Genomic DNA, 15,075 nt, shown 5'->3' on the forward strand with positions numbered 1-15,075 from the left:
GGGGCAGGTGGGTTTCATTCTTCTTGCGCGTGTGGGGTTTGCCGCCTCGTTTGTGCTGATCACGATTGGTGGTACATGTGCTCCGCGTGTGTGGGGTTTGCCTTGTCGCCAGGCGAGTGATTAGTGGGTTTCAAAAATAATGTCCGTACCCTCTGCTTAGATAAAAACAACCTAAAAGATGACACTTTGTGAGGGGCAAATGCTTAACGCAGCGACGCGAAAACTTTGGGCGAAGAGCTCGAACTATGAGGGTGGCCAACCAACGGCCTGGCTGCCCCTGTACTTGCATTCCATGGACGCGATGGGGGTGGCTGACAAATGTTTAGAAGAGTGGATCGCGCCCATGCAGTTCGAGACGCTGATGAATCAATCCCCTAGAAGGCTTTCGAAAGAAGCGGTCAAAGCACTCGCGCGATTCCTTGTGGGCGCCCACGATATCGGCAAGGCAAGTCCGCCGTTTTCGGGGAAAGTGCCTGCGCTACACGTGAACGTGATTGATTTAGGATTCGATAATCCTTCTATGCTTCCGAAAACTCGTTCAGTTTTGAAGCATGGATTGGTTGGTGCGGAGTTTGTGACCGACTACCTGTTGGGACGTTCATGGGGACGGAGTACAGCGGTTGCATTAGGGTCGGTCGTTGGTGGTCACCATGGGGTGCCTGCTTCGATTTTTGACCTTAATGATGTTCGGGGTTCACAAAACGCTTTGGGTTCTAAAGGTTGGGTTGAGTCCAGAGCCGAGCTTTTGGATTGGCTTTTCGAGCGTTCAGGGATGAAGGCTTTTGAGGATGAAGTTAGGGATACGCACTGGACGCAAGCGGCGTTAGTGGTTCTTGAAGGGCTGACTATTATCTCGGACTGGATTGCTTCAAATGACCGCTATTTTCCGATCTTCCCCGTGGGGTCGCAGGAGCCGCAAAAATATTTAGAAAATGAAGAACTTTTCCGTCAGCGCGTGGAACGCGGTTGGAATCTGGTTCATATTTCCCCAACTTGGGAAGCGACAAGCTTGGAGGGTGACGCTGATGAAGTGGTTAGGCGCAGGTTCGGGTTAGGGCCGTCTGCGGTAGCGCGTCCACTTCAAGCAGAGGTATTGAACGTTGCGAGAGAGATGGACGCTCCGGGAATTCTTTTGATTGAAGATGTCATGGGCGCGGGGAAAACAGAGGCAGGATTGCTCGCGGCAGAGATTCTCGCTCAAAGGAGCGGGGCTTCCGGAATTCTGATGGTGTTGCCTACCCAAAGCACTACGGACAGCATGTTCGCTCGCGTTAAAAATTGGGTTGAATCTGGTACGGATCTTGCCGGTAACGCAAGTCGAGCGACTATGGCGCTGATGCATGGAAAAGCTCAGATGAATGAACTGTATCAGAACATGGAATTCGCGAATTCGTACAGTGCGTGGGACTTCGGGTTTGACTCAGAAAGCTACACTCCTTCCATTCCAGACGCGTCTGAGAGTAAATTGAGTGTTACTGGAAAGACGGTTCGCTCGCCATGGATGTCAGGCAAGAAGAGTCTCTTATCTGAGATCGTTGTTGCAACAATCGATCAACTGTTGATGGTTGCTTTGCGAGCCAGGTATTTGGCGCTTCGGCACATGGGGATTAGTCGAAAAGTTGTGGTCATTGACGAGGTGCACGCTGCTGACGTTTACATGCGTGAATACCTTTATACGGCTTTGGAATGGTTGGGTGCTTATGGCGTACCGGTCGTAGCACTGTCGGCAACCTTAAGTCCGAGTATTCGGCAAGAGATCACCGATGCGTATGGGCGTGGAGCAATGTTGCGAGACGAAGTGGGGGAGAAGAAAACGGCCCGAGCCAGAAAGATTAGTGATTCTGTAGATGGCAAACCAGATTTGCCTTATCCAGTACTCACCTACACGAAACGAAAAAGGGCAACGAGTCTCGAAATGCCACAGGCTTTGCCCGCAAAGTGCGTCAATTACGAGTTCGTTGAAGAGCGAGACATTCCTGGCCTTGCAAGCCGTTTACTTGACGATGGTGGCTGCCTGCTAGTAGTTCGCAATACTGTCAAGGATGCGCAGAAGGTGTACGGCGAGCTTCAAAAGCTCTTCGGAGAGGACGTGCGGCTCGTGCACGCTCGATTCACATCTAAGCATCGTTCAGAAAACGATGGTTGGTTGCTTAAGAGATTCGGGAAGCCCGACCCGGATGTACAGAGGCCGAAAAGGCAAATCGTGGTAGCAACTCAAGTAGTTGAGCAAAGCCTGGATTTAGATTTCGACGCAATAATCACTGATTTAGCGCCTATCGACTTGGTTTTTCAGCGGATTGGTAGGGTTCATCGCCATGAACGTGAGCGGCCCGAACGGCTTCGTACACCCAAGTGCTTCTTAGTTGGTGTTCCGGATTTAGGTAACGACACTCCGCAAGAGATGAAATCTATCAAGTGGAACGTCTACGAACCGTTGCATCTGCTTCGCACCGCCGAGTTGCTACGTATGAAGCAACCGCGTCAGTTGGTGATCCCAGATGAAATACCGGAACTGACATTTCAGGTGTTTGATTGCGCGGGTGCAAGTAACCCCAGGTGGGAAACGGCTGAATCCGGGTTAGAACAACAAGCCGCCGATGTCGTGCGGTTTCGCAAAGGAGGCGCAAACGCATTCCGCTTGCGTAGCCCAAGTGAAGGCAAGAAAGGATTAACCGATTGGCTCTATGCATCAACCACAGATGATGATGCGTTCGCCAGAGCTAAAGTCCGTGATGGAGAAGATTCAATAGAAGTCCTACTCGTTGAAGATGAGGGAACTGCGGAGAACCCGGTGTGGAAGATTTTTGATCCGGGAAGTGACCGCGATGCTAGGTTCCTGCCAATGAACGGGCCTATATCTGACGAAGAAGCGAGACTTTTGAGCGAATCATTGGTGCGTTTGCCCGGGTTCGCCGCAGATGTTCGCTATATTGATAAAATATTAGATCAACTTAGTTATCATGTTGATGACTGGCAGAAAAACAGGCTGATTGCAGGCCAACTTGTTTTGCCGCTTCGAGATGGGCAGGTCGTGTTGGCTGGAAGAAAATTGAGGTACACACGAGAAAGAGGTCTTGAGGAGGTCAAGGATGACTGATAGATACTTCAATCTTGTAGAAGAAGGGTGGCTTCCCGTGACCCTCCTTGACGGGAGTGTTCGTGAGCTTTCATTGAGAGAAGTATTTAGGGATGCCGAGAATATTCGATCTATTTCATCGGAGTTAGGAACGATGGATGGCGCGATTTTGCGGCTGCTACTGGCAATCGTGTATTGCGCTTATCGTGAGTTTGACGACGAGGATGTTGTTGAGATCTTTGACTTTGAAAACTGGGAAGACGCGTGGAAAGATCCGACGCTGATGTATTCCACGGTCGAAGAATACCTTGACCGGACAATAGATCGTTTTTGGCTTTTTGATGCGGATTCGCCTTTCATGCAGGTTGCGGATCTCGAAACTAAGTCAGGTAAGACGGATTCGATAGCGAAGATCATTGCGGAGATTCCGGATCGCGAGCCTTTCATGGTCATGCGAAGCGGAGAAGGGGCGGAGTCGGTAAGTATCGCTGAAGCTGCAAGGTGGCTCGTCCACTGTCAGTCTTACGATACATCTGGGATCAAGTCGGGAGCTTTAGGCGATCCGCGAGTAAAAGGCGGGAAAGGCTACTCCATAGGTACAGGTTGGGCAGGCCAACTGGGACTGATTTGGGTTGAGGCCGAAAACCTGCATCAAACGATTCTTCGTAACCTGGTTCCGATAGATTTTTTCGCGGATTTTCAGCTTGAATACCCGAATCCGGCTGGTGATCTAGCGCCCTGGGAGAGAGCGCCAGACACTTCGCAACAGCGAGGCCCAGTGGGTGCTGAACAAGCGCCGCTTAACGGCATTGTCGAGCTTTTGACGTGGCAGTCACGCCGCGTCCGGCTCTTTAGGGAACGGGATCGCGTTCGCTCAGTTTTGCTCGCGCAGGGAGACAAAATTCTTCCGCAACACAAGCAGGCTTTTGAGACGATGAGTACATGGCGGTATTCGGATCCGCAGTCAAGAAAATTTAAGACTGATGTGTATATGCCGCGAATGTATGACCCGTCCGTTGCAATGTGGAGAGGTTTGGAATCGGTACTGGTCGGAACCAGTCCTAAATATCTCGGTCGTAATAAGACGGAAGTTCCTCGCTACTTGCCCTCCGCAATCGTCAAATGGAATGCGCACCTGGTGTGGCAACGTTTTGTGAACGGAGAAGAGATCATTCCACTGCGGGGCGTGGGTTATGTGTACGGGTCGCGGTCATCGTCCTATGCTGAGTTATTCGACGATCGTATTCTTCTTCCTGCCTCTTTGTTATCGAGCACTTCGATGCGGCGACTTATTGTAGACACGCTCTCATGTACCCAAGATGTGGTCACGCAGATTTCTTATTTTGCTTCCAACTTGTTGAAGGCAGCGTCGATAAGTGCATCCTCTAATCAGGCGTCTCTGGCCCGAGCGAAAGAAAAACAAATTGTTTTCTTCATTCTGGATGAACTATTCAGACGCTGGCTTGTTTCAGTTGGTTCAAGTGAGAAACAGGCCCGTCATCGATGGGCGGATCAGCTTAGAAATGTTGTGCGACAGCGTGAAGAAGAGCTGTCAAGATCGGTCAACGAAGCCGCCTACTTGGGGAACGAGTCCATGAGTTTAGGGAAGGCGCAAATCTTCCTGAGGATGGCTGTTAGTAAAACTTTGAGAAAATACGAGGGGGATGAAACTGATGAGCAGTGAAGCTCAGTTGTTGAGTTACACCGAGAAAAGAAACCAACTCGCAAAACTGGTGGTAGCCAGAATTCGCTCGTTGTATGCGAAAGCAGAAGCTGGTGATTCCACTTCGAAAGGTCAACTTGCCACCATGCGGAGGTCTGTTTTTTCTCCATATGCGGCAGACCCGCAGGTTTGGGATTTAACGCATGTGCCTGATGGGTTGATGCCTCCTATCAGAGGCGAACGGTTAACTCATGAAGAGCGGGTGGTTCATGCCGCGATGTGTCTGTTTGCGCGTCACCAGCAAAGCAAGTCGGATCTGATGCACAAGGAAGGTGTCAGCTTTGCTGGGGCGGCGAGGCAGCTGGCTTTTATAGAGGGAAGCGAGTCTGAAGGGGTGCGAAGGCGTATGAACGCAGCCGCTACAGCAGTCTCGTTTGACGAGTTAGTTCGCCATATTGCATCTCTCATATCAATGATGCGCGGGGCGAATATCAAGCTCGACTACTACAAGTTGGTGCAAGACCTATTCGACTATGATTCCGCGTTTGGCCGGGAACGGGTTCGGCGGGCCTGGTCACGAGACTACGTATCTAACAATCTTGATAAAGAACTAACTGACAAGTGAGGACTCTCATGTTTATTGACATTCACGTTATTCAACCGCTGCCTTCTTCCAATGTGAACCGTGATGAGACGGGAAGCCCAAAGACTGCGCTATACGGTGGTGTTAGGCGCCACCGAGTCTCTTCGCAATCTTGGAAGAGAGCTACCCGCGAGACGTTTGCAGATTTCGTTTCGGAAGAGTATTTGGGCACTCGCACTAAGCGCGCTATTGAACTGGTTGCAAAAGAAATTGTTCAACTGGACCCAGAGGCAGCTGAGCGGGCAGTTGTTCTAGCTGAAGGCGTATTCAAACCGCTTGATCTTGGCATGGAAGCCGTAACTGAGACTGACGGTGATGGTGAGGAGAAGGCTAAGGAGCTGAAGACGCTGTTCTTCCTCTCTAAAACCCAGGTTCGGGCCCTGGCTAATCTGGCGTTAGAGAGCCAGGGTAAGCCGAAGAAGGCTGAAGCTATGAAAGCCTTGCAGTCTGATAATGCTTTCGACATGGCCCTGTTTGGGCGTATGGTGGCTAATACGCCTGCTTTGAATATTGATGCTGCATGTCAAGTGGCCCACGCTATTTCTACGCATGCTGTTGAAGCCGAGTTTGACTACTTAACAGCGGTTGATGACTACAAAGCGATGACTGATAAGACTGACGCGGGTGCTGCGATGATAACAACCGTAGAGTTCGTATCTTCCTGTCTGTACCGTTATGCGACGATCAATGTGCGCCAGCTAATTTTAAATCTCGAAAGTTCAGATGATGCGCGCAATGTTGTGGAAGCTTTCCTTAAAGCATTTGTTAGTTCTATGCCTTCAGGCAAGGTGAACACGTTTGCTAACAACACGCTGCCGGCAGGTGTTTATGTGACTTTGCGTGAGGGGCCGATGTCTTTGGTAGGAGCGTTTGAGTCCGCAATTCGTTCCGACCGCGGCGACGGGTACGTGAAAAAGTCTGTTGATTCGCTGGTCGACTATGCGCAAACCATGTACGAGGCTTATGGGGATCCAAAGGACCAGTTTGTAATGGTTGCGGACAGAGCTGCTGGCTCGCTTACAAAGCTTACGGATAACAAGTTCTCGCTAGATTCGCTTGCGACGCAAGTGGCGGCTACCGCAATTCCGACAGGTGATGGCGAGTGACTACGCTTCTGATTCGAGTTGCGGGACCTCTTCAATCGTGGGGTGATTCCTCGAGGTTTACGGTCCGTGGTACGAGACGGGAGCCAACTAAGTCCGGAATTGTAGGGCTTTTGGCTGCCGCTCTGGGCCGGCCTCGCGATGCGTCTGTAGATGATCTAGCGCGCCTGAAAATGGCTGTGCGAACCGATCAGCCAGGCACACTCTTGGAGGATTTTCAAACGGCTGAAAATGACAGTGGGAGGAAGATGCCTTTGACGCGGCGACTTTATCTTGCTGATGCGGTGTTTACAGTTGCCCTCGAAGGGGACCGTGAATTTTTAGAAACCGTCAAGGATGCGTTAAACGCACCGGTGTTTCCCCTGTTTTTGGGTAGGCGCTCTTGCCCTCCAACGACTCCCCTGGTTATCGGCATGTCTGACCTGGGGGTGAAGGAGGCGCTGGAGCCACCTAACTTGCCATGGCAGGCGAGTGACTGGTTTAAGAAGAGGCAACTTCGCGTTGGATACAGGGCGGATCTGGTATTTGACGCAAATGCTGAGAATGATGCCGATCCAGCTTGCTTTGTTGAAACCGCGCGGGACGTTCCGGTTAGTTTTGACCGCACGTATCGAAAGTATGCTTGGCGAAGAGTTGCGCGAACCTCGGTGGTAATGCTTGAAGCAACCAAGCCGGTTCATGACCCGATCAGTGCATTGGAGGGATAGCTGTGTATCTCAGCAGATGTGAGTTGAACCCCAACAAGCGTGGCGCGCGGGAACTGCTTGGTAGCCCGCAACGCATGCACGCTGCTGTGCTTAGTTGTTTCCCTCGATCGATGGCTGATGCTAACGGCCGCGTACTGTGGCGGGTAGATTACGATGATCGGGCTACCTACCTCTATGTGGTTTCTGAAATGAAACCGGACCTGGCGGTCATTCAAGAACAGGCGGGCTGGCCCGAGACTCCTACGGCAGTGAGTAGAGATTATTCACCGCTTGTTGAGAATCTGGCTAAGAGGCAGCAGTTTCATTTCCGTCTGACTGCGAATCCTGTGAAACAGGAGTTTGTGAGGGGTGGGAGAGGCAAACTGGTTGGACACAAGACTCCTGAACATCAAATACGTTGGTTGTTGGAGAGAGCGTCTCAGCATGGCTTCAAAGTTGTGTCACAAGCTCTTCCTGACGGGTCAGAGGCTCCGGCTGTTGATGTAACCAGAAGTCAGCAGCTCTCTTTCTCTAAGGGTGCGGATCGAGGCCGCAGGGTTTCGCTACGCGTTGTCACGTATGAGGGTGTTCTAGAAGTGGTCGATCCAGATCTGCTACGTATTGCGCTCGTTGGAGGGATCGGGCGAGCGAAAGCATATGGATGTGGGTTGATGACTTTGAGTCCTGCTAGGTAGGAAATGTAATGAGTTCACGTCCCCCGCTCGAACGTGTCGCATTACCGCGTGTAACTGATCGTCTTTCATTTTTGTATGTGGAGAGGTGCGTTATCCACCGCGATCAAAACTCTTTAACTATACGAGATGAGAAAGGCACGGTTCGCTTACCAGCAGCGAGCATTACAACTTTGCTGTTAGGGCCTGGAACTAGCGTTAGTCATCAGGCGGTTTCGTTGGTGGCGGAGTGCGGTGTTACATGCGTTTGGGTGGGGGAGAACTCTGTGCGCTATTACGCGCACGGCAGGTCGTTGGCGCAGTCTACGGCTCTATTACAAGAGCAGGCGAGAAAAGTTTCAAACGAGAGGCTGCGTCTTGAGGTTGCGCGATCAATGTACAGTCTGCGTTTTGCCGGAGAGGATGTCTCTGCGTTAAGTATGCGTTCACTGCGGGGGCGTGAGGGCGCACGCATGCGGGAGATATATAAGGAGAACTCGCTACGGACGGGAGTGCCTTGGACTCGGAGGGCTTACGATCCTAATCGGTTTAGTGATGGCGATCCTGTTAATCAGGCTCTTTCGGTTGCAAATTACTCGCTTTATGGCGTGATACACGCGGTCATAGTGTCATTGGGTTGTTCTACTGGTCTTGGCTTTGTACATGTGGGGCATGACAGGTCTTTCGTTTATGACATAGCAGATTTATATAAGGCTGAGACTTCGATTCCTATTGCGTTTGATGTTGCTCGTGACTATCCGGATGATTGCGTTGTAATGGCGAGGAAGAAGATGCGGGACAGCATATTTGAGAAGAAGATCATTGAACGTGCTGTTCGTGATGTGAAGATTCTTTTAGAGGGCGAGACTGTGACGGCTGAGCAGTTGGAAGCGAACGTAGTTTCGTTGTGGGACTTGAAGCAAAGTTCTGTGGCTGCTGGTACGAATTACGCTGATTTCTAGGGCTTTTCATGATGGTTCTGGTAACAACTGCAGTGTCAACGGGTTTGCGTGGCGAGTTGACGATGTGGTTGCTTGAAGTGTCGCCAGGAGTTTTTGTAGGAACGGTGTCTGCACGAGTTAGAGATCAGATTTGGGAGTTTACTTGCGAGAATATTGGTAACGGCAGGGCCACCTTGATCTTTCCTCAAAGGAATGAGCAGCGTTTAGGGATTAAGACGATTGGTGATGCTTGGGAAGCTACTGACTTTGATGGCATGACTCTCATTCGCAGGCCTGACTTGTCGGGCAAGGAAGTTACGGGCAAAGTGACGGATCGTGCGAAGGTGCGCGAGGCTTCGGGATGGTCGATTGCGGGGCGTAGACGTTACTATAAAAACTCGATCGAGCGTCGGCAACGCAAATAAAGTTGGTCAGAAACACGGTTATGATTTAATTAATTCCTTAGGAAATCAACGATTTTTAAGTATGCTCCCCGCGCATGCGGGGATGACCCCGCACAGACCGCAGAGACAAAGCGTACAGGCGAATGCTCCCCGCGCATGCGGGGATGACCCCCGTCAATGCCAACTTGGATTGTGTACCGGGTAATGCTCCCCGCGCATGCGGGGATGACCCCAACCGACTGATCCTCAAGCTGGTTGGGGTTGTATGCTCCCCGCGCATGCGGGGATGACCCCCGCAAAACGGTTCCGGAGGGTGAAGAACTACCATGCTCCCCGCGCATGCGGGGATGACCCCAGGCAGACAATCCAGACCCGCGCGGCCACGTGATGCTCCCCGCGCATGCGGGGATGACCCCGGGCGACCCGGAGTTGCGTTACACGCCTAGTGATGCTCCCCGCGCATGCGGGGATGACCCCGCTCTCAGGCAAGAACTAAAAGAACAGGCGGCATGCTCCCCGCGCATGCGGGGATGACCCCAGTCACCGGTCTCGACCTCCATACACATCATTATGCTCCCCGCGCATGCGGGGATGACCCCGGTTAGAGACGCGGCGCGGGCCGCTTCCTGAAATGCTCCCCGCGCATGCGGGGATGACCCCCCGGTGGCGGCGTGACTAGCTGCGCCACGGACATGCTCCCCGCGCATGCGGGGATGACCCCATCCTTGATGCCGCACCAGTGATCGCACAGCGATGCTCCCCGCGCATGCGGGGATGACCCCGATCACTACCTTGTTGGCGGCGGGCACGTTAGATGCTCCCCGCGCATGCGGGGATGACCCCTATGCGAGGACTGACACAAGAAGAACTCGCAGATGCTCCCCGCGCATGCGGGGATGACCCTCGACTCGCGCGCCTCCGTAGCCTCATCCCACGATGCTCCCCGCGCATGCGGGGATGACCCCTTAGCAAGGCATCAATTCGGGGGAGTACGGACATGCTCCCCGCGCATGCGGGGATGACCCCCCAACGCATAAGGGGCGTGTTATTCAAAAAGTATGCTCCCCGCGCATGCGGGGATGACCCCGATTCACGCTACAAGGCGCGCGGATCACCACGATGCTCCCCGCGCATGCGGGGATGACCCGGATCGAGTATCAGAGGACAGGACACGGAACGAATGCTCCCCGCGCATGCGGGGATGACCCCCCCCACAACGAGGCCTCCAAGGCAAACAGGCCGAATGCTCCCCGCGCATGCGGGGATGACCCCATTGACGAAGAAGTCGCGAACACGGCGCGAGGATGCTCCCCGCGCATGCGGGGATGACCCCGATTTTGGTTCTCACCCCGTAGCGGGCCGCATATGCTCCCCGCGCATGCGGGGATGACCCCGGTGTTAAACCCGGTTTCACTGCAACGCTCCTATGCTCCCCGCGCATGCGGGGATGACCCCCACTAGCTCCTGCCGGGCCAGACGCTCCAGGCATGCTCCCCGCGCATGCGGGGATGACCCTGGTATTGGATCTATGGCCGGCGCGATCTGGGAATGCTCCCCGCGCATGCGGGGATGACCCCCGTGGTGTCAAGCTTGCCGCCACGTTGCGTAAATGTTCCCCGCGCATGCGGGGATGACCCCGAGTACAACGCCGGGTCTTTCCGGTGCACAGTATGTTCCCCGCGCCTGCGGGGATGCCCCCTGGACAGCATCACCAGGATCAATAGATACAGGATGTTCCCCGCGCCTGCGGGGATGACCCCTGGTACAACAAACAACACGCAGGCAAGGCAGCATGTTCCCCGCGCCTGCGGGGATGACCCGTCCAAGAAGCATGGATCTTAGAACTCGGCGAGATGTTCCCCGCGCCTGCGGGGATGACCCCTGCGAGATAGCTGTGGTGATTATGCTGGTTGCATGTTCCCCGCGCCTGCGGGGATGACCCCCGGCTAACCCCAAGCCAGCTCATAATCTACGGGCAACCAATCAGTCGCGATTACGCGAACACGCGCGTAACCTACTATGGCAACGAGCAAATCAACCGGCTAAGGAGAATCACAAATGACCCGCACTAACCCTAAGAACCCCCGCCGCCTCACCATCCAAGAAAAGTGGGCGTTAGACACCGGCGAGAAAGCAACCGGAGGAGGCAAGCAGTTCAAAGAGGCGCGTGAATACATTAAGCAATACGAGGCTAAAGAAGCGAAGCGAGAAAAACAAGCCAAGAAAGACAAGCGCACCAAGTAACAACACCAAACACAATCCCCCCGAAAGGCCGGGAAACCTATAGCGGTGTGAGGACAAAAGGCGTAAACTGCTGGCTTGAGGGGTCCCCCGATGTCCTGAAATTATGGACTAGACCAAGGTTTAACGATCGGGGCTTGCCCCTCGTTTTCTTTCAACCTTAATTTGGTCTCGTTTCCCGTCATGTGAGGACAAGACTCATAAGCTTCGAACCTAATAGTTCTAACTTCGTATATTTAACGCTCCTTACGTATACAGGGTGATCTCACATGCGGCCAACAAAGACTAGAATGCTATGTGTGTTCCCTGCACTTGCGGGGATGACCCCATTTTTTCAATTTCTGGTTCAAACACGTACCATTTCTCCCCGCGCTTGCGGGGTTTACTTTATCGCCAGTCAAGCGACTAGCGGGTTTCAAAAATAATGTCCGCACCCTCTGTTTAGATGAAAATGTCCGCCTTACAGGCGGGGCTTCCTAAATCGACCGGCTAAGGAGAATTACAAATGAAACCCCCTATCCCTAAGGCCCCCAACCGCGTCACTATTCAGGAAAAGTGGGCGCTAGATACCCCGGCACAGTAACCGGGGAAGGTAAACATTCCAAAGAGATGCGTGAATACCTTGAGGAATTGGAAGAAGAAGCCAAGCGAGCCAAGGAAGCCGAACAAAAGAAGCGCGCCGAGGAAGCCGCTAAAAACAGTTTGGTCGCCAGCCCTGAGGAAGGCTCGGCACCTGATTAGCAATAGCTAGGGACCTAGGGACGCCACTACCCGTGAAAGACCCGAAAGGGTAGGAGGCGCGTTGCGGCACGACTCCCGACCAGGTCAGGATCATGACACTCAACCTGACTCGGCCAGCACCGCGCTGCTAGTTTCACGCGGCACATACCCAAAACGTACCACGCCAGGCACCAACAACTGCCCCAAACGCGAGGCCCCGTTCCGCGCGCGCTCGTAATCACGCGTGAGCCCGCGATCGAGCACACAACCAGAGCCTTTACAACGGGCACCTTTACAACGGGTGCCCGCACAACGGCTGTCTTATGCATCCACCCGGGCGGATGCTTATATTTAACAATGTTGAGCGTTTGAAGAAATAAGGAGGAAAGCGGTGGCTGACAGTTTCTCCCCGGGCGACTCATTTGACGGAGAAATCCGCGTACCCGGCGTAGACCGCGTTTACAAACCCCGCAAGATCCTCGCAGTCCTCCTCATCCCCCTAGCCATGTCACTAATCGCAGTGTCATCCGTCAACGTAGCCCTCGCCACCATCGGCGTAGGCCTGAACGCCACCGACTCTGACCTCCAATGGGTACTCTCCGGCTACGCCCTCGCCATCGGCATCGTGCTAGTACCAGCCGGGCGACTCGGAGACCTCATCGGACGCGGCACCCTCTTCCAAATCGGCCTCATCACCTTCGTAGTCGGCTCCATCCTCTCCGGACTCGCACCAGACCCCACGTTCCTCAACATCGTGCGGATCATTCAAGGCATCGGCGGCGGCCTCTTCTCACCCCAAGTCATGGGCATCATCCAACAAACCTTCAAAGGCCAAGCCCGTGCCAAAGCCTTCGGCCTGTTCGGCATGACCGTAGCCGTCGCCGTCTCAATCGGCCCCGTCCTCGCCGGCGCCCTCATCACCCTAATCGGCGAGGAAAACGGCTGGCGCTACACCTTCTTCATCAACGTCCCCTTCGGCATCATCGGATTCATCCTCGCCCTCTACTGGCTTCCCTTCGCCAACGAACGCAGACGCGCCGCTGCCCGGCGCGAACGCCGCCAAGCCAAGAAAAACTGGCAAATCCTCCCCGCCAGGCAGCGGCAAAAAATCGACCTCGACCCCATCGGCATCATCCTGCTCGTCACCGCCGTGCTTGGCATCATGTACCCATTCACCGTGCGGCCACTCCGCTGGCAGCTCGCCCTCATCTTCGCGCTTGCCGTCGCCCTCCTATACGCCTGGTGGCAATGGGAAGCCCACTACACCAAACGAGGCAACTACCCCCTCGTCAATCTTGACCTACTAAGAATCCCATCATTCTCCATGGGCACTATCGTTGCTGGCGCCTACTTCCTTGGCTCCACCACCACCTACACCATCATCGCGATGTACCTCCAAATAGGGCTCGGCGCCTCCGCCATGGTTGCAGGCACCATCGCGCTACCCAGCTCGTTCTTCTCCGCAGTAGCCGCCCGCTGGGCATCAAACCGCGCCCTCAAAGCCGGCCGCAAAGTCGTGCAAATCTCCCTCATCCTCATGATCGTAGGGTCACTACTCACTGCCGTTTCAGTGGCCCTCATCGCCAGCCACGACATCAACCTGTGGTGGATGGCCGCGCCCCTCTCCCTCTTCGGCTTCGGTCAAGGCGCATTCGGAGCCGTCAACCAAACCCTCGCCCTCCAAGACGTCCCCATCCAACACGGCGGCACCGCCGGCGGCGTCAAACAAACCGTAGAACGTATCGCCACCGCCATCGGCAACGCAATCATGACCGCCATCTACTTCGCCACGGCCCCCATGTACGGCTTCCACAATGCCGTCCTCATCGCCTTCATCGCGATCATCACCGCGCAACTCTTCGCCCTGCTAGTCGGCTACCTAGACCTACGCCGCGCCCGTAAGGCATAACAGCATTCACGAGGAGGCCACCAACCCCTCAATCACGCGCCTTCCCACTGGCTACGCGGGCCGGCGCCCGCCCCCTCAACTAATTAGCGGGGCCAGCCGCAGGAGAGAACACCCACGGAGTGCGCACCATCTTGCGCTGATCAAACACGTCCAGGAACTGCTCCGCCGACCTCGCCTCAAACCCGAGCGACCCTGCGATCTTGCTCACCACGTCCGCAACAGTCCAACCCAAATCGAAGAACTCGCGCAACGTAACCGCACCATCACGCTTAGCCAGCCGGTCACCCGCCTCATTAATCACTAGAGGCACGTGCGCATAACGGGGCTGCTCGAGCCCCAGGGCGTGTGCAATATAAGCCTGCGCGGGCGCTGACGATAGCAAATCATCGGCCCGCACCACCTGATCCACACCCTGAAACGCATCATCCACAACCACCACCAGGTTGTACGCCAAGGTGCCATCACCGCGCTGCAACACCACGCAATCGATCGGCTCCGTCACCGTGCCAAACAAGTCATCTTCAACCGACCATTCATCAACCGTCGGATTCAACCGCAAAGCAGGTCGCCGGCCCACACTCGCCAGCTCCGCCCTGCGCTGCTCACGTTCTGCCGGCGACAAATCGCGACAAGTTCCCGGATACGAACCCGGGCGCACATGCGGAGCGCTTGCCGCCTCCTTAATATCCCTACGCGAGCAGTAACACTCAAACAACAAGCCCGCTTCGCGTAGCTGCGCAATCGCAGCCTCATGCGCCGGCCTGCGAGTGCTCTGGAACAGCACATCGCCATCCCAATCAATACCCAGCGTCGCTAAATCCTCAATCTGGCGCTGCGCCGCGCCCGGTTTCACCCGGTCAATATCCTCCACGCGAAGCACAAAATCGCGGCCCGACTGCCGCGCCCACGCCCAAGCCAACAACGCCGTGCGCAGATTCCCAATGTGCATATCACCCGACGGACTCGGCGCAAACCTACCAGCAGCCACGCGGCCTCCCCTCCACACGCTCAATGCGTA

The 15,075-nt window shown here is 54.5% G+C and carries 12 protein-coding genes and 1 CRISPR repeat array; of the genes, 11 read left to right on the plus strand and 1 reads right to left on the minus strand.

Annotation, left to right across the window (positions count from 1 at the left end; translation table 11 throughout):
• The first annotated feature begins 199 nt into the window (after positions 1 to 199).
• From HMPREF1628_RS04845 to HMPREF1628_RS04895, 11 genes are all read left to right on the plus strand, one after another.
• Positions 200 to 3,097, plus strand: a complete 2,898-nt coding sequence (locus tag HMPREF1628_RS04845) for a CRISPR-associated helicase/endonuclease Cas3 (RefSeq protein WP_034508665.1) — start codon at positions 200 to 202, stop codon at positions 3,095 to 3,097.
• Positions 3,090 to 4,760 (plus strand): type I-E CRISPR-associated protein Cse1/CasA, encoded by a 1,671-nt coding sequence (casA, locus tag HMPREF1628_RS04850; protein ID WP_052038882.1) that lies wholly within the window; start codon positions 3,090 to 3,092, stop codon positions 4,758 to 4,760. Before HMPREF1628_RS04845 ends, casA begins: the two co-directional genes overlap by 8 nt.
• On the plus strand, positions 4,750 to 5,364 hold the full coding sequence (casB, locus tag HMPREF1628_RS08645) for a type I-E CRISPR-associated protein Cse2/CasB (RefSeq protein WP_052038883.1): 615 nt from the start codon (positions 4,750 to 4,752) through the stop codon (positions 5,362 to 5,364). Before casA ends, casB begins: the two co-directional genes overlap by 11 nt.
• Entirely contained in the window at positions 5,361 to 6,488 is a 1,128-nt protein-coding gene (gene cas7e / locus HMPREF1628_RS04860; protein WP_232219387.1) for a type I-E CRISPR-associated protein Cas7/Cse4/CasC, read from the plus strand. Before casB ends, cas7e begins: the two co-directional genes overlap by 4 nt.
• Complete coding sequence (gene cas5e / locus HMPREF1628_RS04865; RefSeq protein WP_034508668.1) at positions 6,485 to 7,192, plus strand: type I-E CRISPR-associated protein Cas5/CasD; 708 nt, start codon at positions 6,485 to 6,487, stop codon at positions 7,190 to 7,192. The genes cas7e and cas5e overlap by 4 nt, the downstream gene beginning before the upstream one ends.
• A 2-nt stretch (positions 7,193 to 7,194) precedes the next feature.
• The gene (cas6e, locus tag HMPREF1628_RS04870; protein ID WP_034508672.1) at positions 7,195 to 7,866 is read left to right on the plus strand and encodes a type I-E CRISPR-associated protein Cas6/Cse3/CasE; all 672 of its coding nucleotides are present in this window, start codon (positions 7,195 to 7,197) and stop codon (positions 7,864 to 7,866) included.
• Positions 7,867 to 7,874: 8 nt separating this feature from the next.
• Positions 7,875 to 8,804, plus strand: coding sequence for a type I-E CRISPR-associated endonuclease Cas1e (cas1e, locus tag HMPREF1628_RS04875; protein WP_034508677.1), 930 nt, complete (start codon positions 7,875 to 7,877; stop codon positions 8,802 to 8,804).
• 8 nt (positions 8,805 to 8,812) lie between these two features.
• Positions 8,813 to 9,208 carry a type I-E CRISPR-associated endoribonuclease Cas2e gene (gene cas2e / locus HMPREF1628_RS04880; protein ID WP_034508681.1) on the plus strand — a complete coding sequence of 132 codons (396 nt, stop codon included), beginning with the start codon at positions 8,813 to 8,815 and terminating at the stop codon, positions 9,206 to 9,208.
• Between the two features lie 61 nt (positions 9,209 to 9,269).
• A CRISPR array of direct repeats spans positions 9,270 to 11,130; the repeat unit is 29 nt; unit sequence ATGCTCCCCGCGCATGCGGGGATGACCCC.
• 115 nt (positions 11,131 to 11,245) lie between these two features.
• Positions 11,246 to 11,431 (plus strand): hypothetical protein, encoded by a 186-nt coding sequence (locus HMPREF1628_RS04885; RefSeq protein ID WP_034500319.1) that lies wholly within the window; start codon positions 11,246 to 11,248, stop codon positions 11,429 to 11,431.
• A gap of 552 nt (positions 11,432 to 11,983) precedes the next feature.
• Positions 11,984 to 12,169, plus strand: coding sequence for a hypothetical protein (locus tag HMPREF1628_RS04890; protein ID WP_034508686.1), 186 nt, complete (start codon positions 11,984 to 11,986; stop codon positions 12,167 to 12,169).
• Between the two features lie 370 nt (positions 12,170 to 12,539).
• Positions 12,540 to 14,057: an MFS transporter gene (locus HMPREF1628_RS04895; RefSeq protein WP_052038886.1), complete on the plus strand. Its 1,518-nt coding sequence runs from the start codon at positions 12,540 to 12,542 to the stop codon at positions 14,055 to 14,057.
• A 79-nt stretch (positions 14,058 to 14,136) separates the two neighbouring features.
• Here HMPREF1628_RS04895 and gluQRS read toward each other — a convergent pair whose 3' ends face one another.
• Positions 14,137 to 15,045: a tRNA glutamyl-Q(34) synthetase GluQRS gene (gene gluQRS / locus HMPREF1628_RS04900; protein WP_034508689.1), complete on the minus strand. Its 909-nt coding sequence runs from the start codon at positions 15,043 to 15,045 to the stop codon at positions 14,137 to 14,139.
• Positions 15,046 to 15,075: the final 30 nt, after the last annotated feature.

Source organism: Actinomyces sp. S4-C9 (assembly GCF_000758775.1).
Lineage (GTDB): Bacteria > Actinomycetota > Actinomycetes > Actinomycetales > Actinomycetaceae > Gleimia > Gleimia europaea.

Excerpts from the sequence above, each read along its gene's own strand:
- casB (WP_052038883.1), top strand. The coding sequence starts at position 4,750 with ATGAGCAGTGAAGCTCAGTTGTTGAGTTACACCGAGAAAAGAAACCAA.
- HMPREF1628_RS04885 (WP_034500319.1), top strand. The coding sequence starts at position 11,246 with ATGACCCGCACTAACCCTAAGAACCCCCGCCGCCTCACCATCCAAGAA.
- casA (WP_052038882.1), top strand. The coding sequence starts at position 3,090 with ATGACTGATAGATACTTCAATCTTGTAGAAGAAGGGTGGCTTCCCGTG.
- cas1e (WP_034508677.1), top strand. The coding sequence starts at position 7,875 with ATGAGTTCACGTCCCCCGCTCGAACGTGTCGCATTACCGCGTGTAACT.
- cas2e (WP_034508681.1), top strand. The coding sequence starts at position 8,813 with ATGATGGTTCTGGTAACAACTGCAGTGTCAACGGGTTTGCGTGGCGAG.
- HMPREF1628_RS04845 (WP_034508665.1), top strand. The coding sequence starts at position 200 with ATGCTTAACGCAGCGACGCGAAAACTTTGGGCGAAGAGCTCGAACTAT.